General features: G+C 64.0%; 17 protein-coding genes, 1 pseudogene and 1 riboswitch. Of the genes and pseudogenes, 5 read left to right on the forward strand and 13 right to left on the reverse strand.

Annotated features, from left to right (window positions below; all coding sequences use genetic code 11):
- Positions 1-1751, forward strand: a pseudogene (locus tag H6B15_RS13530) (hypothetical protein); the annotation flags it as partial.
- Between the two features lie 45 nt (positions 1752-1796).
- Here the strand turns inward: H6B15_RS13530 and cysG are convergent.
- The 5 genes from cysG to H6B15_RS13555 all read right to left on the reverse strand — a co-directional run bounded on the left by cysG (position 1797) and on the right by H6B15_RS13555 (position 8635).
- A complete protein-coding gene (cysG, locus tag H6B15_RS13535) occupies positions 1797-3113 on the reverse strand; it encodes a siroheme synthase CysG (protein ID WP_204648538.1) in 1317 nt (438 codons plus the stop codon).
- On the reverse strand, positions 3114-3890 hold the full coding sequence (locus H6B15_RS13540) for an ABC transporter ATP-binding protein (RefSeq protein ID WP_204648539.1): 777 nt from the start codon (positions 3888-3890) through the stop codon (positions 3114-3116). It abuts the gene before it with no gap.
- Complete coding sequence (locus H6B15_RS13545; protein WP_204648540.1) at positions 3883-4905, reverse strand: FecCD family ABC transporter permease; 1023 nt, start codon at positions 4903-4905, stop codon at positions 3883-3885. Before H6B15_RS13545 ends, H6B15_RS13540 begins: the two co-directional genes overlap by 8 nt.
- Positions 4868-5848 carry an ABC transporter substrate-binding protein gene (locus tag H6B15_RS13550; RefSeq protein ID WP_204648541.1) on the reverse strand — a complete coding sequence of 327 codons (981 nt, stop codon included), beginning with the start codon at positions 5846-5848 and terminating at the stop codon, positions 4868-4870. Before H6B15_RS13550 ends, H6B15_RS13545 begins: the two co-directional genes overlap by 38 nt.
- Positions 5849-6061: 213 nt before the next feature.
- Positions 6062-8635 carry an FAD-dependent oxidoreductase gene (locus H6B15_RS13555; RefSeq protein WP_204648542.1) on the reverse strand — a complete coding sequence of 858 codons (2574 nt, stop codon included), beginning with the start codon at positions 8633-8635 and terminating at the stop codon, positions 6062-6064.
- A gap of 281 nt (positions 8636-8916) precedes the next feature.
- On the opposite strand from H6B15_RS13555, the gene H6B15_RS13560 reads away from it, so the two are divergent.
- Positions 8917-9108 carry a hypothetical protein gene (locus H6B15_RS13560; protein WP_204648543.1) on the forward strand — a complete coding sequence of 64 codons (192 nt, stop codon included), beginning with the start codon at positions 8917-8919 and terminating at the stop codon, positions 9106-9108.
- Between the two features lie 77 nt (positions 9109-9185).
- Here H6B15_RS13560 and H6B15_RS13565 read toward each other — a convergent pair whose 3' ends face one another.
- The 3 genes from H6B15_RS13565 to H6B15_RS13575 are packed head-to-tail and all read right to left on the reverse strand — an operon-like array spanning position 9186 to position 12025.
- Positions 9186-10487 carry a TRAP transporter large permease gene (locus H6B15_RS13565; protein ID WP_204648544.1) on the reverse strand — a complete coding sequence of 434 codons (1302 nt, stop codon included), beginning with the start codon at positions 10485-10487 and terminating at the stop codon, positions 9186-9188.
- A gap of 3 nt (positions 10488-10490) precedes the next feature.
- The gene (locus H6B15_RS13570; RefSeq protein ID WP_204648545.1) at positions 10491-10979 is read right to left on the reverse strand and encodes a TRAP transporter small permease; all 489 of its coding nucleotides are present in this window, start codon (positions 10977-10979) and stop codon (positions 10491-10493) included.
- On the reverse strand, positions 10976-12025 hold the full coding sequence (locus H6B15_RS13575) for a TRAP transporter substrate-binding protein (RefSeq protein ID WP_204648546.1): 1050 nt from the start codon (positions 12023-12025) through the stop codon (positions 10976-10978). Before H6B15_RS13575 ends, H6B15_RS13570 begins: the two co-directional genes overlap by 4 nt.
- A 393-nt stretch (positions 12026-12418) precedes the next feature.
- On the opposite strand from H6B15_RS13575, the gene H6B15_RS13580 reads away from it, so the two are divergent.
- Positions 12419-13228 (forward strand): MBL fold metallo-hydrolase, encoded by an 810-nt coding sequence (locus H6B15_RS13580; RefSeq protein ID WP_204648547.1) that lies wholly within the window; start codon positions 12419-12421, stop codon positions 13226-13228.
- Between the two features lie 93 nt (positions 13229-13321).
- On the opposite strand, the gene thiC is transcribed toward H6B15_RS13580, so the two are convergent.
- From thiC to thiW, 5 genes are all read right to left on the reverse strand, one after another.
- The gene (thiC, locus tag H6B15_RS13585) at positions 13322-14632 is read right to left on the reverse strand and encodes a phosphomethylpyrimidine synthase ThiC (RefSeq protein ID WP_204648548.1); all 1311 of its coding nucleotides are present in this window, start codon (positions 14630-14632) and stop codon (positions 13322-13324) included.
- A gap of 20 nt (positions 14633-14652) precedes the next feature.
- Entirely contained in the window at positions 14653-15459 is an 807-nt protein-coding gene (thiD, locus tag H6B15_RS13590) for a bifunctional hydroxymethylpyrimidine kinase/phosphomethylpyrimidine kinase (RefSeq protein ID WP_204648549.1), read from the reverse strand.
- A gap of 97 nt (positions 15460-15556) precedes the next feature.
- Positions 15557-16198 (reverse strand): thiamine phosphate synthase, encoded by a 642-nt coding sequence (thiE, locus tag H6B15_RS13595; RefSeq protein ID WP_204648550.1) that lies wholly within the window; start codon positions 16196-16198, stop codon positions 15557-15559.
- Positions 16185-17000: a hydroxyethylthiazole kinase gene (gene thiM, locus H6B15_RS13600; RefSeq protein WP_204648551.1), complete on the reverse strand. Its 816-nt coding sequence runs from the start codon at positions 16998-17000 to the stop codon at positions 16185-16187. Before thiM ends, thiE begins: the two co-directional genes overlap by 14 nt.
- Positions 17001-17010: 10 nt before the next feature.
- Positions 17011-17529, reverse strand: coding sequence for an energy coupling factor transporter S component ThiW (gene thiW / locus H6B15_RS13605; RefSeq protein ID WP_204648552.1), 519 nt, complete (start codon positions 17527-17529; stop codon positions 17011-17013).
- 283 nt (positions 17530-17812) lie between these two features.
- Positions 17813-17920, reverse strand: a riboswitch (TPP riboswitch).
- A 128-nt stretch (positions 17921-18048) separates the two neighbouring features.
- Between thiW and H6B15_RS13610 the strand changes: the two genes are divergently transcribed.
- Positions 18049-18807: a class B sortase gene (locus H6B15_RS13610; protein ID WP_204648553.1), complete on the forward strand. Its 759-nt coding sequence runs from the start codon at positions 18049-18051 to the stop codon at positions 18805-18807.
- A 67-nt stretch (positions 18808-18874) separates the two neighbouring features.
- Entirely contained in the window at positions 18875-19690 is an 816-nt protein-coding gene (locus H6B15_RS13615) for a polysaccharide deacetylase family protein (RefSeq protein ID WP_275951013.1), read from the forward strand.
- The last annotated feature ends 42 nt before the right edge of the window (positions 19691-19732 follow it).

The following is a 19732-nucleotide window of genomic DNA, read 5'->3' on the forward strand; positions in this document are numbered from 1 at the left end:
ACCCCACGGCGGAACCCACCCCCTTGCCGGAATCCGATTCCGCCGAATCCGAGCCCGCCGAATCCGCCCCTGAAACGGAGTCCCCGGCCGAAACTGGGGATGCCCCCGCTGACCGCAGCGCCCTGGCCCACGGGGCGCCCGGCGTAGAAGTGGGCGGCGAGGCACAGCACCAGGGCGATCTGACCCTGGACGGGCAGCTCACTCTGACGGTGCCCAGCGTGGAAGTGACCGGACAGGACGCCATCACGGCGGCCCGCAACAGCCTGAACGGCAGCCTGAGTTCCATTGCGGACGGGGTGAGCGGCCTGAACACCGACGCGGGCGACCACACCCAGGCCCTGATCCAGGACATTCAGGCCATCACCGACCAGCTGAACGTCATCGGCAACACCCTGCTGGGTGCCGCCGAGCCCCAGGACAATTCCGATCTGTTTGAGGATGTTTCGGACAGCGATACCGACAACGACACCGAAGGCAAGGTGTTCCACTGCCGCAACGAAGGCAGCGTGAATGCCGACATCAACGCCGGGGGCATTGCCGGCGCCATGGCCCGGGAGAATGATCTGGACCCGGAGGACGACGCCAAGATTTCCGGCAGCAGTTCGCTGAACGTGACCTACAAGACCCGCATTGTGGTGCGGGACTGTGAGAACAAGGGTGCCGTGCAGGCCCAGAAACAGTGTGCCGGCGGCATTGTGGGCAGCATGGACATGGGCACTGTCATGGGCTGCCGCAACTACGCCGACCTGGAGGAAGAAGATGCCGACTATGTGGGCGGCATCGCGGGGCGCAGCCGCTCGGCCATCCGGGACTGCGCCGCCAAATGCCGGTTGTCCGGCGACGAGCACGTGGGCGGCATTGCAGGCAGTGCCTACACCATGACCGGGTGCCGGTCCCTGGTGCTGGCCGACGGCACCGAACAGGTAGGTGCCCTGGCGGGCGGTCTGGAAAGCGACAGCCTGACCGACCTGCTGCAGGACGCCGACAGCGAGCAGAGCGGCAACTATTTTGTGAGCGACACCCTGGGCGGCATTGACGGCGTGAGCTATGCCGGGCAGGCCGAGCCCTTGTCCTTTGGGGATTTTGCAGCCCTGACCGAGCAGGAAGGACTGCCGGAAGCCTTCCGCACCATCACACTGACCTTCCGGGCGGACGGCGTGGTCCTTGCCACCGAGACGGTGGACTACGGCGGCAGCTTCGACATCGCCGCTGCCCCGGCCATCCCCGAGAAAACGGGCTGCACCGCCGCCTGGCCGGCCTTTACCACCGAGGATATCCGCTTTGATCAGCTCATCGACGCGGTGTACACGCCCTTCTCCACCGTGGTGGCCAGCACCGAACAGCGGGAGGACGGCCGGGCCGTACTGCTGGCGGAGGGCAGTTTCGGGGATGGAACCCTGACCCTGACCGCCAGCGACGCCGCCCCCGCCGTGGCCGGGCAGCACACCGAAAGCTGGCAGTTCGCCCTGCCGGAAGGCGGGGACGGGGCTGTGCAGCTGCATTACCTGCCCCAGAAAAACAACACCCGGGTCTATCTGCGCGGCGCCGACGGCAGCTGGCGCCGGGCCGACACCACCGAAGACGGCAGTTACCTGGTATTCACCCTGCAGCCCGGGGAGGACACCCTGGCCGCCGTGGCCCAGCCCCAGATGCCGTTGCCTCTGGCGGTGGGCGGCATGGCCGCCGCCCTGGTTTTGCTGACAGCGGCGGGTCTGACCCTGCGGCGCCGGAAAAAACACGCCCATGCATAAAAAGACGGGAGAGCGAAGTTTCGCTCTCCCGCTTTTTTTGGTTGTTTACAAAAGGTCGGCGTACAGATCCAGGCTCGCCACCGGCCCCACCACGATGACCGCCGGGGCTTCCACCCCGGCCTGCCGGGCGGCGGCCGCGATGCCGGACAAGGGAGCCCGTACCGCAGCCCGGTGGGCCGAGTTGCCGCCGCTGACGACGGCGGCGGGGGTATCCCCCGCCATGCCTCCCGCCTGCAGGTCGGCCGCAATATTCTCCAGCCGCTGCAACCCCATAAGGAAGACGAGAGTGCCTTCCAGCGCCGCATACCGGCGGTAGTCGGGCTGCTGCTCGGCTCTGGTGTGGGCGGTGATGATGTGCACCTCCCGGCTCAGGCCCCGGTGGGTCACCGGAATGCCCGCTTCCCCCGGAATGGCAATGGCCGAGGAGATGCCGGGCACCACCTCAAAGTCGATACCCGCCTGCCGCAAAGCCAGGGCTTCCTCCCCGCCCCGGCCGAAGACAAAGGGGTCCCCACCCTTGAGCCGCACCACCCGGTGCCCGGCCCGGGCCAGTTCGATGAGTTTTGCGTTGATTTCCCCCTGGGGGGCGGCGTGGTGGCCGCTGCGCTTGCCCATATAGAAGGTCCGGGCGTCGGCGGGCAGTTCGTCCAGCAATCCGTCGTCGATGAGGTCATCGTACACCAGGGCGGTGCACTGCCGCAGCAGCCGCAGCCCCCGCACGGTGATCAGGTCGGCCTTGCCGCACCCGGCCCCCACCAGGGCCACATGGCCGGCGGGAATTTCGGCGGCGGGTTCGGCGGGCACCGCCAGTTCCCGCTCAAAAGCGGCGCGGAACCGGGCGGCCCGGGCGTGCTCGTCGGAAACTTCGGCTTTCAGGGTGGGGCGCAAAGCTTCCAGCCGGTCCAGGGAATCCGCGAACCGGGGCGGCAGCAGTTTTTCGATGCGCTCTTTCAGCCACACCGCCGCCGTGGGGCTGGCCCCGCCGGTGGAAATGCCCACCGACAGCCGTCCCCGCCGCACCAGCGCCGGGAACAGAAAGCCGCAGGCTTCGGGGTCGTCCACCACATTCACCGGGATGCGCCGTTCCCGGCACAGGGCGGAAATTCTGTGGTTGAGGGCTTTGTCGTCAGTGGCCGCAATGACCAGAGCGGGCGGCCCCTGCAGGTCAGCGTCCGCAAAGGAACGGCGACAGAACGTCAGCCCGGGCAGGGCTTCCAGTTCGGGGCAGAAATCCGGGGCCACCACCGTGATCCGCGGGCCGTAAGGCAGCAGCTTTTCGGCCTTGCGCAAGGCCACCTTGCCGCCCCCCACAATCAGGGCGTCGGCGCCGTTCAGTTGTACAAACATGGGGAACCAGGGCATTTATTCTTCCTCCTTCGGGGGCAGTTCGCAGTAATACCGCCAGCCCCGTTCGGTTCTGGTGCGGCCCTGGCGGATGGCAAACACCCGTTCCAGCACGCCGCTGTCGTAAATTTCCTCGGGGGTGCCGCTCTGCACCAGCAGTCCATCCTGCAAGACCGCCAGCCGGTCGGCCCCGCCCATGGCCAGGGTCAGGTCGTGGAGCACCAGCACCACCGCCCGGCCTCCCCGGGCCAGGCGATGGGCCATCTCCATGACCCCCAGCTGGTGGGCAATGTCCAGGAAGGTGGTGGGCTCGTCCATGAGCACCGTGGGGGTCTGCTGGGCAATGGCCATGGCCAGATAGACCTTCTGCCGCTGGCCGCCGCTGAGCTCGTTCATGGGACGGTCAACCAGGTCGGCAGCATCCGCTTCCGCCAGCGCCTGCCGGACGATCTCCCGGTCCTCCGGCCGGTAGTGCCGGGGGTAGGACAGATGGGGAAACCGCCCGTGAAGGACCATCCGCCCGGCGGTGATGTTGGGGGTGGTGCGGCTCTGGGACAAAAAGGCCGCCTGTCTGGCCACCTGCCGGGGGGAAAGCTCGGTCAGGGGCACGCCGTCGTACAATACCTGCCCCCCGGTGCAGGGCAGCAGGCCCAGGGCGGTGCGCAGCAGGGTGCTTTTGCCGCTGCCGTTGGGCCCGATGAGGGCCAGCACCTCCCCGGGGCGGAAAGCCAGGTCCACCCCCCGCAGCACCGGACGTTTGTGGTACCCGGCCTGCACCTTTTGCAGTTCAATCATGGGTGCGGCCTCCTCTCTGGCGCACCAGCAGCCACAAAAAGAAGGGCCCGCCCAGAATGCTGAGGATGGTGCCCACCGGCAGTTCGAAAGGCGCCGCCACCGTGCGGGCCACCAGGTCGCACAGGGTCATGAGGGAGGCTCCGCCCAGGGCGGAACAAACCAGCAGGGGGCGGCTTTCCTCCCCCACCACCGACCGCACCGCGTGGGGCACCAACAGGCCCACAAAGCCCACCAGCCCGCAGAAGCTCACCGCCGCCCCGGCCAGGGCCGCAGCCAGGGTGAGGAAGAGCAGCCGGGTGGGCCGCACCGAAAGGCCCAGGCTCTGGGCGGTTTCGGGGCCCAGAGCCAGCACGTCCAGCAGCCCCGCCAGGGACAGAACCAGCACCAGGCTGATGCCGATGAGCACCGCCGCCGGGCCCAGTTTGGCCATGGTGACCCCGGCCAGCCCGCCCATGCGGAAATCGGTGTAGCCGATGAGGGCGTCGGGATACAGGGTATTCACCGCATCGATGAGGGCGGTGAAGATGCTGGAGATGGCCACGCCCGCCAGCACCAGGGTGATGCGGGAGGCACCGGTGGTTTCGGCAAAGACCAGCACCAGCAGCACCCCCGCCATAGCCCCCGCAAAGGCGGCCAGGGGGCGCACCGCGGCCATGGGGGCGATGGCGCAGCTGACAGTGACCGCAAACCCGGCCCCGGCGTTGACCCCAATGATGTGGGGGGCTGCCAGGGGGTTGCCCAGCACCGTCTGGATGATGACGCCGGACACCGCCAGCGCCGCCCCCGCCAGCAGACTGCCGCAGGTGCGGGGCAGACGGGAATACAGCACCACCCGGGCGGAAACTTCCGCCGGGTCGTTGGTGAAGAAGGCCTGCACCACCTGGGCGGGGGTGACCTGCACCGCACCGATGCACAGGCTGAGCACCGCCAGCACCAGGGTCAGGGCGGCCAGCAGCACCCCGGCCGCCGCCGGGTGCTTACGCAACCGGGTACAGGATATCCGCCAGCTGTTCATAGGCTTGCCCCCAACGTGCGTTCGGTTTCAGGTTGTACAAGGTCTGGTCCATCACATAGCAGCGGCCTTCCTGCACCGCCCGCAGGCTGTTCCAGGCCGGGTTGCTGCGCAGGGTCTCGTCGGCCACCGCTTCCGCCACCGACGGGTCGGCGGTCTGGTAGACCAGGAAGATATAATCCGGGTCCTGCTGCAGAATGACCTCCATGCTCAGGTCCTCCAGCAGGGAATCCTCACTGTCGGCGATGTTCACGCAGCCCAGCGCCGCCAGCATCTCGCCCAGGACGTTGTCCTGGCTGTTCTTGACCTTGCAGCCAGAGCTGGAAACCCGGATGTACAAAACCGAAGGCTGGCTGCCGTCCGCCCGGGCGATGGCCTCATCCACCTGGGCCTGCACGTCGGCGCCGTTGGTCTGGTAGGCGTCGGTGTCCCCGGTGATCTGGGTGCAGCGGTCCAGCATGCTCAGGTAGCTTTCGAAAGTGCTGACCTCAAAGTAGGCGGCGGGAATGCCCATCTCCTCAAAGGTGGGCATGAAATCCAGGTCCAGCTGGGTGTTGCAGCTGGCCACGATAAAGTCCGGCTCGGTGGCGATGAGGGTTTCCAGGCTGATTTCCTTGCTGGCGCCCAGGTCGGTCACGTTGTCCAGGGGCAGATAGTCAAAGTAGGTCCAGGCGTCGTGGGCGGTGGCCACCAGGCTGTCTTCCCCGCCCGCCAGGCACCACACATCCGCAAAGCTGCCGATGAGCACTGCCACCCGCTGGGGGTGGTCCACGGTAACGCTGCGGCCCAGGTCGTCCACGATGGTCACGGCGCCGTCGGAGGATTCCGGGGTGGCAGCCGCGGTGGGCGCCGCCGTGGCGGCGGTTTCGGCGGTGGAGGCGGAAGGCGCCGCACCGCACCCGGCCAGCAGGCCCAGGGCCAGAACAGAAGCAAGCAGTTTTTTCATGTGTTTGTTTCCTTTCCCGATTACAAAGATAAAATTTTCCCCTCTTGACCGAAAAAAGCCGGGCCGCCCGGCGTTGAGGGTACACCGCGCCCCTGCTGTTCTGTGTTCAAACAAGCAGAGGATCGTTTTAAGGCCCTTTTCCGTCTTGCGGTCCGGCAGATCCGTATTTGCTTTTTTCGGAATATCGGTTGTTGTCTGTGGGTTTGCCTGCGCTTAGCAGGTGGCGCCGCCCACCACCGTCTTCTTCAATGCGGCTTCCTTGTCCATGGGTTCGGTGAGCAGCTTGTTCTGCACATAGTCGAAGCCCAGACGGTCGATGGTATCAGCGAAGCGCTCGCCGGTGATGCCCTCATTGCGGAAGAAGAGGATGGCGCGCTCCACAATATCCAGCACTTCCTCCTCGGAAGTGAAGATCTTGTCCAGGGCATGGCCATGGGCAATCTTCTTGCCCCAGCGGCCGCCGATGTAGATCTTGTAGCCGTCCACAAAGTCTTCGGTAACGCCGAAGGGGCACTTGCCCTTGCAGCGTCCGCAGTGGTTGCAGGCGTTGGGGTCGATGTTCAGCACACCGTTCTCCAGCTTGGCCACATGGATGGGGCAGTTCTTCTCCACCTGGCAGATCTTGCAGTTGCGGCACTTGGACGGGTCGATCATGGGAACCCGCTGGCCCACAATGCCCAGGTCGTTCAGGTCGGGCTTGACGCAGTTGTTGGGGCAGCCGCCCACGGCAATCTTGAACTTGTGGGGCAGGGTGACGTTGTGGTAGCCCACATAGAAGCGCTCATGCAGCTTCTCGCTCAGGCCGAAGGAATCCAGCAGGCCGTACTGGCAGGTGGTGCCCTTGCAGGAGACCACCGGGCGCACCAGGGAACCGGTGCCGCCGGTGCGCAGGCCCGCCTGCTGCAGGTAGTCCATCAGGTCTTCCAGGTCAGCGTAATGCACGCCCTGGATTTCCAGGGTCAGACGGGTGGTCATGGTGACTTCGCCGGAGCCGTACTTTTCGGCGGCTTCGGTGATGGCCCGCTGTTCCGCGGCGGTGATCTTGCCGTTGCGGGTGATGACCCGGACGTTGAACACATCGGGGTAGCGCTTGTCCTGCAGGCAGCCCAGGCCCTTGACCCGCTTGATCTCCTCGGGGGTCAGGGCACCCTTGACGGGGCCGGCCTTCACCTTGTTGAAGGTCACGCCGCCTTCCAGCACACGGGTGTTGGTGTAGCCGAAGGACTTCAGGCGGTTCTGCAGGAAGTAGCCCCGCTTGCCCTTGGCGCAGACCAGCAGCAGCTTGGCGTCCTTGTCCAGACCCTCGATGGGTCCGGTGACCTGGGACAGGTTGACCCAACGGGCGCCGGGGATCTTGGCTTCGGGCTGCACGTCGATGACCTGGTAGCCCGCGGCGGCGCCGGCGGCGTACTCGGCGGGGGTGAAGGTCTCAAAGGCGCCGGAGAGCTTGTTTTCCAGAATGTAGCAGGCCTGCACAAAGGGATGGATGGCGGTGGAGAAGGGCGGCGCGTAGGCAAAGTCCAGGGTGTTGAAGCTTTCAAGAGCAGCCCCCAGGGAAATGCCGGTGACGGCGATGTCCACCATCTTGTCCACGGCGCCGGCGCCCAGGACCTGGATGCCCAGCAGCTTGTGGGTAGCCTTGTCGGCGATGAGCTTGGTGATGAAGCTGTCGGCGCCGGGATAATAATGGGCCTTGTCGTCGGTGACGCAGACCACGGTGACAGGATCAAAGCCCGCATCCTTGGCCTGGGCTTCGGTCAGGCCGGTGCGGCCGGCGTTGAGGCCATTCAGCAGGCGGACCACGCCGGTGCCCAGGCAGCCGCCGTACAGGCTTTCGTGCCCGGCGAGGTTGCGGGCCAGGCAGCGGCCGGTGATGTTGGCGGTGGAGCCCATGGCGGACCACTGGGGCGCGCCGGTCAGGGCGTTGTGGACCATGGCGCAGTCGCCCACGGCGTACACGTCGGGCAGGTTGGTCTGCTGCTTGTTGTCCACCTTGATGGTGCCCTTGAACATGTCCAGGCCGGAGTCGGCCAGGAAGGCGGTGGCCGGGCGGATGCCGATGGCCAGCACCACCATGTCGGCGGGGATGGGACCGGCGTCGGTGGTGATGCCGGTGGCCTTGTCGGTGCCGGTGATGCCCTGCAGGGCGGTGCCGGTCATCACCCGCATGCCCGCTTCCTGCAGCTTGCGCTTGACGTAGCCGGCCATTTCGGGGTCAAAGATGTTGGGCATGAGCTGGGAAGCCATGTCCACCACCGTGACCGAAACGCCCTTGACCATGAGGTTTTCGGCCACTTCCAGGCCGATGAAACCGCCGCCCACCACCACGGCGCGGCGGCAGGCGTTCTTGTCCACATAGTCCCGGGCGGCGATGGCATCGTTGGGGGTGCGCATCTTGAAGACGCCGGGCAGAGCGGTACCGGGGACGTTCGGCACAAAGGGTTCGGCGCCCACGGCCAGAACCAGCTTGTCGTAGCTTTCGGTGTGGTCGGCACCGGTGTCGGTGGCCCGCAGGGTCACCGTCTTGGCGGCGGCATCCAGGGCCACGGCCTCCTGGCCGGTGTAGACCTGCACCCGGGTGAGCCCGGCGTACTTCTGTGGGGTGTTGACGATCAGGTCTTCCCGGGTGGGAATGTCGCCGCCCAGGTAGTAGGGCAGGCCGCAGCCCGCATAGGAGATATCCTGACCTTTGGTGTAGATGACAACCTCGGCATCCGGCTGTTCCCGCTTGAGCTTGGCGGCAGTCTTGGTGCCGGCGGCTACGCCGCCGATGACAACAACTTTCATACAAACCTCCTGCCGGGGGTGGCGCAACGCCCCCGCTGTTTCCGAATCGGAGTTTCTGCCGGGCAGCCTCCCGGCGTTTTACATCGTATTTATCATACCGCAAACAGGGGAAAAAAACAAATAAATTCCGGTTATATACAAATAAGGTGCGGTTATACAAAAGATTTTTTTAATTTTGGTTCCGTCGATACATTCCCGATACATGGACCCTGTATTCTTTGCCCATCACCCAGATATTTCCCGGCAGTTCTGCCGGCGCAGAAAGGAAAGGGACCTTTGTCATGATGAACCAGACCACCCTGAAACAGCACCTGGCCAGTCTGGCTTTTCTGGTGTTTTCCGTCATTTTGCTCACGGCCCTGCTCACCGGACGTCCGGCACGCCGGGCCGGGACGGTGGATCTCACCCAGACCGCCACCGCCGGCTGGTACGAGGAAACCGGCAGCGGCGAATGGGTCTACCATGCCGCCTGAATTTTCCCTGCACGCAAAGCGCCGGGCGCCCCGCAAGGGAGCGCCCGGCGTTTTTTGCATGGGTGCGGAAAAGAGGATCAGAGCAGCCCGGCCAGCTGGGGCAGGCCCAGGCTGATGAAGGGTACATAGGTCACCAGCAGCAGGCCCACCAGAATGGCCGCATAGTAGGCCAGCATATAGGGCATGACCTTGGACAGGCTGGAACGGCCCACCTTGATGGCCACGAACAGGGTGTTGCCCACAGGCGGGGTGATGTTGCCGATGCACAGGTTGTACACCAGGATCAGGCCGAACTGCACCGGGTCCATGCCGAAGGTCTTGACGATGGGCAAAAACAGCGGGGTGAAGATGAGGATGGCGGGGGTGACGTCCATGAAGGTACCCGCCACCAGCAGGATCACATTCATGATGAGCAGGATCAGGATGGGGTTTGTGGTCACACCCAGCAGGGCCTCGGAGATGGCCTGGGGAATCTGGGTAAAGGCCATGACCCAGCCCAGAATGTTGGACACGCCGATGAGGAAGACCACCATGCCGCTCATCTTGGCGCTTTCCACCACGATGTTCCAGAAGGATTTGAGGGTGATGTTGCGGTAGCAGATGCCCAGGATCAGGGCGTAAACCACGGCGATGGCGGAACCTTCGGTGGCGGTGAAGATGCCGCCCACAATGCCGCCGATGACCACCACGATCAGGGACAGGCTGGGCAGGGCAGCCAGGGTGGCGCGGCCCAGGTTCTTCCAGTCAAACTTGCCGGGGGTACCTTTGTAGCCCTTCTTTTTGGCGATGATCACCGCCACCACCATGCAGGCCAGGGCCCAGATGATGCCGGGCACGTAACCGGCCAGGAACAAAGCGGCCACCGAGGTGCCGCCTGCGGCCAGGGAGTAGGTAATCAGGGCGTTGGAGGGGGGAATCAGCAGACCGGCGGGGGCGGAAGCGCCGTTGGTGGCGGCGCACAGGGCCTTGTCGTAGCCCTGTTCCTCCTCCCCTTCCTCCACCATGCTGCCCACGGCAGCGGCGGCGGCGGAAGCGGAACCGGAGATGGCGCCGAACAGGGCGTTGGCGCCCACATTGGTGACCAGCAGGGCCCCGGGCAGCTTGCCCAGCAGGGCCATGACGAAGTCCACCAGCCGTTTGGCAATGCCGCCCTGGTTCATCAGGTTACCGGCCAGGATGAAGAAGGGAATGGCGGTCAGGCTGAATTTACTCATGCCCACAAAGATGCGCTGGGCGCCGGTGACCACCGAGATGTCCAGGGGAACGGTCTGCAGGATAGCGATGAGGGAGGAAATGCCGATGGCGTAAGAGATGGGTACGCCCACGACCAGAAGCACCGCCAGCGCAACGACAATGATGATCAGAGATTGAATGGCCATGTCTTACGCCTCCTTTGTTTCTTGTGTTCCGCCCTTGCAGATGTCTGCGATATTCAGGACGGTATAAATCATGTTGAGTACGCCGCACAAAGGCATGACCACATAGAACACGCCCACGGCCACCCCCAGGGAGGAGGTCATCTGGCCCATGGCCAGCCGGGAGATCTCAATGCCGCCGTACACCAGGATAATGCCGGAAAAGGCAAAAGCGATCAGTTCGCCGAAGATGTTCAGGGCTTTCTGCACCGGCGGGCTCATGCGGTCCACCAGGATGGGGATGTTCATGTGGCCCCGCTCCCCGGTGATGAGGGAAGCGCCCAGCAGGCTGGCCCAGGCAAACAGGTAGGAGACCAGCTCTTCCGACCAGGGAGAGGGGTCTTTCAGCACATAGCGGGTAAAGACCTGCCAGCAGGTCAGCAGGACCATGGCGATAAAGCTGACACCGGCCAGCACGTTCAACGCTTTGGTCATCGCGTTTCTCAAGGCTTTCATCCGTTTTCACCTCCCTGGGTATCGGTGGGATACTGCTCGTTGTAGGCCTGGATGGCGTCATAGATGGGTTTCAGGTCGGGGTATTTGGCCAGCATTTCCTCATGCATGGGCTGGCAGGCTTCCTGGAAAGGCTTGGTGTCCGGGTACAGGAACTGCACGCCCTGCTCGTTCTGGGCGCGGTCCTTGGCGGCTTCCACCGCCGTGACCCACTCTTCCCGCTGGACCTGGTTGACCAGCTCGAAGCCTTCGTCAAAGATGGCCCGCTCTTCCTCGCTCAGGCCGTCCAGGAAATCCAGGTTGCCAATGAGAATATCCGGGATCATCTGGTGCATATCGTAGGAATAATACTTGCACACGTCCCCGTGACCGTTGTCGGTCAGAGCCAGCTCGTTGTTCTCGGCGCCATCGATGATCTTGGACTGCAGGGCGGTGTACACATCGCCGAAGCCCATGGGGGTGGCGGAACCGCCCAGCAGGCTCATCATCTCCACATTGGTGGGCGACTGCTGCACCCGGATCTTCAGGCCCTTCAGGTCGGCCGGGCTCTCGATGGGGGTGCTGACGGTGTAGAAGTTGCGGGTGCCCGCATCCAGCCAGGTCACGGCCTCGAAACCGGCCTGCTTGGTGGACTCGAAGATGGGTCCGGTGATGTTCTCGTCATCCATGGAGGCGTGGTAGGCCGTGCTGGAAGAGAACAGGTACGGCAGGTTGAACAGGGTGTAGTTATCGCTGAAGGTTTCCAGCAGGGAGTTGGACGCCACACAGAAGTTGATCGCCCCCGTCTGGGTCAGCTGCACCATCTCGTTCTGGGAACCCAGCAGTTCGCTGGGGAAGACTTCCACGTCATACTTGTCCCCCAGCTTGCTCTCGATGAACTCCTCAAACGCCACCAGGGCGATGTGGGTGGGGTGATTGGTGGACTGGTTGTGTCCGATGCGGATGATCTGGCGCCCGTCCGCACCGGAACCGCTGCCGCACCCGGCCAGCAGCCCCGCCGCCAGCGCCGAGGCCAGCAGCAGGGACGCCGCACGCACTTTCTTTTTCATAGGCTCTGCCCTTCTTTCCATAACAGATTTTCTGCGGGGATTCTGTGCACAAAGCACAATTGGACGACGGCAGACATACCTCCTTTTTACGCCGTCCGTCCCATTGCTCCAATACAGAAAAATGGCGGCGGTCCCCTTGACGGTACCGCCGCCGTTTTTCTGCAAAATCCGAGCGTCGGCCCGCAAGGCCAACGCATTTCCTATACAAACCTTACCATAGATTCTGATCGCTGTAAAGACAAACATTGGCTAAAAATGCGACTTATTTTTTGGTAGCGCACCCAGGATTTGCCCGCACAAAAGCAAATAAAACAGTGTTTTTTCTTGTTTTGACGGGGTTTGTGAGATATACTGAAAACAAAGTAAGCCCTCTTCCGGAAGGAGGAAAAAATTATGCGCATCATCACCCTGATGGAGAACACCCCCGGCGCTCCGGACTGCGTCCACGAACACGGTCTGAGCCTGTACATCCGAACGCCGCGGCACCGTCTGGTGCTGGACACCGGCGCAACCGGCGCCTTCGCGGACAACGCCGCCGCTTTGGGCATCGATCTGACCACCGTGGACACGGTGGTGCTCAGCCACGGGCACTATGACCATGCGGGCGGGCTGCTGCGCATGGCCGAACTGGCCCCGGGGGCGCCCATCTGGATCCGCCAGGGCGCCGGGCAGGACTTTTACCACGGGGAAAAGTACATCGGCATGGACAAGGGGATTCTTGCCCTGCCCCAGGTGCGGTTTGTGCAGGCAGACCTGCGTCTGGACGAGGAATTGTTCTTGTTCGGCGGCATCACCGGGCGGCGGTACTGGCCCCAGAGCAACCTGGCTCTGCGGGTGATGCAAAACGGTGTGCCCGTGCAGGACGATTTTGCCCATGAACAGTGTCTGGTGGTAGAATCCGACGGCAAGCGGGTGCTGCTGTCCGGCTGCGCCCACAACGGGATTCTCAACATTCTGGACCGGTACACGGAAATCTTCGGCGGGGACCCGGATGTGGTGGTCAGCGGCTTCCACATGAAAAAAGGCTCCGACTACACCGACGAGGAATGGCGGGTCATTGAGGACACCGCCCATGCGCTGCTGGAACACAAATGCCTGTTTTACACCGGGCACTGCACCGGGGCCCCCGCTTTTGCCCGGATGGCGCAGATCATGGGCGACCGGCTGCGCCCCTTGCACAGCGGCGAAGAACTGGCGCTGTGAGGGTATTTTCCCAAAAAAGCAAAGGACCCCGCCTTCCGGCAGGCTGCCGGGGGGCGGGGTCTTTCTTTTGGAATGTTCAGCGAAGGGAAGGCATCACAGAATGTCGATGTGTTCGCCGTTGAGGGCCTTGTTCATGCTGCGCACGGCGCAGAACTTGCCGCACATGGAACAGGTATCCTCATGTTCGGGGGAGCGATCGGCCCGGATGGCTTTGGCGGTCTCGGGATCCAGGGCGCAAGCCCACTGGGCTTCCCAGTCCAGGGCGCGGCGGGCGTCCCCCATCTTATCGTCCATCTCCCGGGCGCCGCGCACCCCTTTGGCGATGTCGGCGGCGTGGGCGGCGATCTTGCTGGCGATGATGCCCTGTTTCACGTCCTCCACGTTGGGCAGGGCCAGGTGCTCGGCGGGGGTGACGTAGCACAGGAAGGCTGCGCCGTTCATGGCCGCAATGGCCCCGCCGATGGCGGCGGTGATGTGGTCGTAGCCGGGAGCGATGTCGGTGACCAGGGGTCCCAGCACGTAGAAGGGAGCGCCCATGCAGATGGACTGCTGCACCTTCATGTTGGCGGCGATCTGGTCCATGGGCACATGGCCGGGGCCTTCCACCATGACCTGCACGTCCTTCTCCCAGGCGCGCTTGGTCAGCTCGCCCAGACGGACCAGCTCTTCGATCTGGCAGACGTCGGTGGCGTCGGCCAGGCAGCCGGGACGGCAGGCGTCGCCCAGGGAGATGGTCACATCGTATTCCCGGCAGATGTCCAGGATCTCGTCGAAATACTCATAGAAGGGGTTTTCCTGGCCGGTCATGCACATCCAGGCAAAAACCAGCGACCCGCCCCGGGAGACAATGTTCATCTTGCGCTTGTGCTTGCGGATCTGGTCGATGGTCTTGCGGGTGATGCCGCAGTGCAGGGTGACGAAGTCCACCCCGTCCTGGGCGTGCAGCCGCACCACGTCGATGAAGTCCTTGGCGCTCAGGGTGTCCAGGTCCCGCTGGTAATGGATGACGCTGTCATACACCGGCACGGTGCCGATCATGACAGGGCATTCGTGGGTGAGCTTCTGGCGGAAGGGCTGGGTGTTGCCGTGGCTGGACAGATCCATGATGGCATCGCCCCCCAGGTTGACCGCCTCCATCACCTTCTGCATCTCCACGTTGTAGTCCTTGCAGTCCCGGGAGACGCCCAGGTTCACGTTGATCTTGGTGCGCAGCATGGAGCCCACACCCTCGGGGTCCAGGCAGGTGTGGTTCTTGTTGGCGGGAATGACCACCTTGCCCGCTGCCACCAGAGGCAGCAGCTCCTCCACCGTCATCCGTTCCTTTTTGGCAACGATCTCCATCTGGGGAGTCACGATGCCCTTGCGCGCCGCCTCCATCTGGGTGGCATAGTTCCGTTCGCTCATGATTTGACACTCCTTTGTATTCAGACCGATTCTTCGGCAAAAGTACCCCGCAGGGTCCAGGCATGATTCATGGGGCCGCTTCCCTGCCCCAGGTCCAGCATAGCGGCCAGCGCCCCGGAAATGTACTCCTTGGCCCGGGACACCGAATCCGGCAGAGAGAACCCCTTGGCCAGGTTGGCGGCGATGGCGCTGGACAGGGTGCAGCCGGTGCCGTGGGTGTTGGGGTTGTGGATGCGCTTGCCCTCAAACCACCGCAGCGTCCCGTCGGCATACAGCAGGTCGTTGGCGTCCTGCACCCGGTGCCCGCCCTTGAGCAGCACGGCACAGCCGTAGGTCTGCCCGATGGCCTTGGCCGCCGCTTCCATGTCGGCCCGGGTGTGGATGGTGCTGCCGCTGAGCAGCTCGGCTTCCGGAATGTTGGGGGTGACCACCAAAGCCAGGGGCAGCAGCTCCCGGGTCAGGGTGTCCACCGCCTCGGGCCGGATGAGCCGGGCCCCGCTGGTGGCCACCATCACCGGGTCCACCACAATGTTTTCGGCTTGGTAAAGCCGCAGCCGCTGGGCGATGGTATGGATGAGTTCGGGGGAGGAGACCATCCCGATCTTGACGGCGTCGGGGCGGATGTCGGTAAACACCGCATCCAGCTGCTGGCCGAGAAATTCGGGGGTGGTTTCCTGGATTGCCTGTACGCCGGTGGTGTTCTGGGCGGTCAGGGCGGTGATGGCTGTCATAGCGTACACGCCATTCATGGTCATCGTCTTGAGATCGGCCTGAATACCGGCGCCTCCGCTGGAATCGCTTCCGGCGATGGATAATGCTGTTTTCATGGAAGATGCTCCCTTTGCATTTTGCATTACTTTTTCTTAGGCGACAGAGAGTGGTGCCCCCGGTCTGCCGCCGCAGCGGTTCCCGCTGCCGTTGTGGTTATTCTTCTGTCATTTTCTCGGACAGGGCCCGCAGATGTCTGGCGGCGGCCTCAATGTCACCGGCGCCGAACAGCGCCGAGACCACGGCCACCCCGTCCACCCCGGTGCCCTGCAGTTCCATCAGGTTCCGGGCGTTGATGCCGCCGATGGCCACCACCGGGATGTCCACGGCGTCGCAGATGCCTTTCAGCCCCTGGTGGGACAGGGGCGTGACGTTGGATTTGGTGGTGGTGCCGAACACCGCCCCCGCCCCCAGGTAGTCCGCCCCGTCGGCGGCAGCCTTGCGGGCTTCGGCCGGGTTGTGGGCGGAGACCCCCACAATCAGGTCCCGCCCGGCCCGGCGGCGCACTTCGGCGGCGGGCATGTCGTCCTGCCCCACATGCACCCCGTCCGCCCCGCAGGCCAGGGCAATGTCCAGGTCATCGTTGATGATGAAGGGCACGCCGTGGGCCTTGCACAGGGAGGCGATCTGCCGGGCTTCGGCCAGGAAAGCGGCCCTGTCCAGCTGTTTTTCCCGCAGCTGCACGCAGGTAGCCCCGCCCCGGATGGCTTCTTCCACCTGCTCGTACAGGGTCTTTTCCCCCACCCAGGCACGGTCAGTGACCGCATACAGCCGCATGGCATGGTTATCGAGTTTCATAGCGTGCTCCTTCCTCCAGCTGTGGGGGTGTGAGGTTGTACATGGCGTCGATGATCCGGCCGCGCAATGCGGCGTTGCCCTCCCCCGGCGCCAGGCGGCTCTGGGCGATTTCCCCGCACAAGCCCATGGCGCAGACAGCGGCAGCCGCGGCTTCCAGCGGGTAGTCGGGGCTGGCGGCCACGAAGGCTGCCGTCAGGGCGGAGAGCTGACAGCCGGTGCCGGTGACCTGGCGCATCATGGCACAGCCGTTGCGGATGCAATAGGCGGTTTCGCCGTCGGTGACCAGGTCGATGCCGCCGCTCACCGCCACCACCGCCCCGGTACGCCGGGCCAGGTCCTTCACCAGGGGGAGCACCGTGTCCAGGGTGGCTTCGGTGAGGGCGTCGGCGGCGTCCACCCCGTGGGCGGTGCCGCTGCCCCGGGCCAGGGTCTTGATCTCGGACAGGTTGCCCCGGATGACGGTGATGCGCAGCTCCTCCAGCAGCTGCCGGGCGGTTCTGCCACGCAGGGCCGAGACCCCCACTCCCACCGGGTCCAGCACCACCGGGTGCCCCAGGGTGTTGGCGGTGCGGCCGGCCGCCAGCAGGGCGGGCACGGTGCCGGTGTGCAGGGTGCCCAGGTTCAGGTGCAGCCCGGCGCACACCGCCTGCACCTCCGATACCTCGGCAGGGTCGTCGGCCATGATGGGAGACGCCCCGCAGGCCAGCAGCAGGTTGGCGCAGTCGTTGGCGGTGACATAGTTGGTGATGTTGTGGATGAGGGGGGCGCGGGTGCGCACCGCCTCCAGGTATGGTGCAAACATGGAATCTTCCTTATCGTGCCAGTTTTTTCTGCATGGTGGAAAGCGCCCCGGTGCCCTTGAGGCCGTAGACCAGGGCCCCGGCGATGATGCTGCCCCCCACGGTGGAGACCAGGAAGGGCACAATGTAGGCGTAGAAGGCCACATCGGCCACGCTCTGGCCCATGAAGAGGATGGCCACCGGGTAGGCGCACAGCCCGCCCAGCACCGAGGTGCCGAAGACTTCCGCCAGCAGGGTGAGGGGGATGTTTTTGCCCAGCTTGTAGGCCACGCCGCACAGCAGCGCCCCGAACATGCTGCCGGGGAAGGCCATCAGGCTGCCCAGGCCGGTGAGGTTGCGGATGAGGCTGGCCACAAAGGCCACCCCCACACCGTACCAGGGCCCCAGCAGCACGGCGCACAGGATGTTGACCATGTGCTGCACGGGGGCGCACTTGCTGCCGAACACCGGGAAGGAAAACAGGCTGCCCACCACAGCCACGGCGCAGAAGATGCCGGCCAGGGCCAGCTTTTGGATCTTGGTAGTTTTCATGATGATACGCTCCTTTTTGGTTTTTGCGGAAAACGGTCGTCACAGCGACATCTTTCCCGCAAGAATTCCGCCGGGCAAAGGCCCGGGGCTTGTACGGAAAATGCGGTCGAGGCTCGCTGGCCTCCTCTCACGCCGGAACACGGCTTCCCATCGCTGTCATACCAGGCACAGGGCGCTCCCCCTCTGCCCGCCGCGGACCGCCGCGGAACCTCCGGTTTCCACTTCCTTTCCCAAAAAAGCAAACAAAAAACGGGAGACACCCCATGGGTGCCTCCCGATCAAAAGTCCTTCTTCCACAACTTCCTACGGCGGCATTATCCGCATCAGGTGTAAGGGTCGAAGGTGATTCCTTCCTCTCAGCCCGTCAGCACGAGCTCCCCCGGTTTTCTGTTTGGCCCTATTATAGTCCCGCCGGGCGGCGGCGTCAATGGTTTTTTGCGGGGCCGGTTGCCCGGGGCGGGCACATGTGCTACACTGAGAAAAGTGAGTCTGATCGAAACGGGAACGGAGTTTTGCAATATGGCGAGAAATAAACGCACCCGCGCCAGGGGCGGCGGGGTTTTGCTGGTGCTGGAGATTCTGCTGGGAGCGGTGATGCTCTTCTGCCTGGGCAAGATCGGTTACACCCTGCTGCAATACCGCAAGGGCGCCGAAAGCTATGAGACCATCCGCGCCCAGGTTTCCACAGCCCCCCAGGCGGGCACCGACGCCGCCCCAACCGACCCGGGCATTGACTTTGCGGCCCTGCAGAGCCAGTACCCCGACGCCGTGGCCTGGCTGCGGTGCGAAGATACGGTCATCGACTATCCGGTGATGCAGGCCTCCGACAACGACTACTACCTGCGCCGCCTGCCCGACGGTAGCTGGAACATGAGCGGGTCGCTGTTCCTGGATTACCGGTGTGCGGGGGATTTTTCCGACGGATGGTCCATGATCTACGGGCACAACATGAACGACGATTCCATGTTTGCCTGCCTGGAGAATTACAATGACCAGAGCTGGTACGACGCCCACCCCGCCCTGGAACTGGCCACGCCGGACGCCGACTATTCCCTGCCTGTCTTGTACGGATTTGAGATTCCCGCCCAGGAATGGCTGGACCGGGGCTTTGACACCGGCCTTGCCACCGACGACCTGATGGCCTACGCCGCGGCCCACACCACTTTTGCCGCCGACACCACCTGGGACGGCAGCGCGCCTTTGCTGGCCCTGCTGACCTGCACCAGCCACAACGACCAGGTGCGGTATGTGGTGCTGTGCCGGATGGACGCCCGATGAATTCTTGACAGGCCGGAAAATCCCTTCTACAATGGCAAAAAAGGCATTTTACAAGGGGGTTTTGGAATTGCAGTATCCCGAACTGAAAAACGTGTACGTGTGTTTTCCCGGCGGCAAGCACAAGGTTCTGACCATGAGCTTTGACGACGGCTGTGTGGAGGACCGCCGTCTGGTGGCCCTGTTCAACCGGTACGGCATCCGGGGCACCTTCAACCTGAATTCCGGGCGCAAAAATTTTGAGAAAAACCTGCCCCCGGACCAGTGGGCCGAGGTGTACCAAGGCCACGAGATTGCCTGCCACACCCGGCTGCACCCCACCATCGCCCGCAGTCCTCTGGACCAGGTGGCCCGCCAGGTGCTGGAGGACCGCATGGACCTGGAGGCCATCACCGGCGCTCCGGTGCGGGGGCTGGCCTATCCCAACGGCAGCTGGACCCCGGAGATTGCCGCCCTGCTGCCCGCGCTGGGCATCCGGTACGCCCGGGTGGTGGACGACACCCACGACTTTGCCATGCCCCGGGACTTCATGACCTGGACTTCCACCTGCCACCACCAGCACAACCTGCTGGAGGACGGCAAACGATTTGTCGAACTGTATAAAACGCAGTATTTATACATGATGTATGTCTGGGGCCACGGGTTTGAGTTCCGCAGCCAGGCCGACTGGGACGTGATGGAGCGTTTCTGCGAGATGGCCGGGGCCAAGGAGGACACCTGGTACGCCACCAACATCGAGATTGTGGATTACATGGCCGACGCTGCCCGGCTGGCCTTCACCGCCGCGGCGGATGTAGTCTACAACCCCAACGCCCGGTCCATCTGGCTGGAAGTGGACGGGGACAAGGTGGAGATTCCCGGCGGCCAGCTGATCAAGCTGGGCTGAACCCTGACACAAACACCCCCGCCGCAGCGCTGCGGCGGGGGT

This window comes from Gemmiger formicilis (genome assembly GCF_016900095.1).
Classification (GTDB): Bacteria; Bacillota; Clostridia; order Oscillospirales; family Ruminococcaceae; genus Gemmiger; species Gemmiger formicilis_A.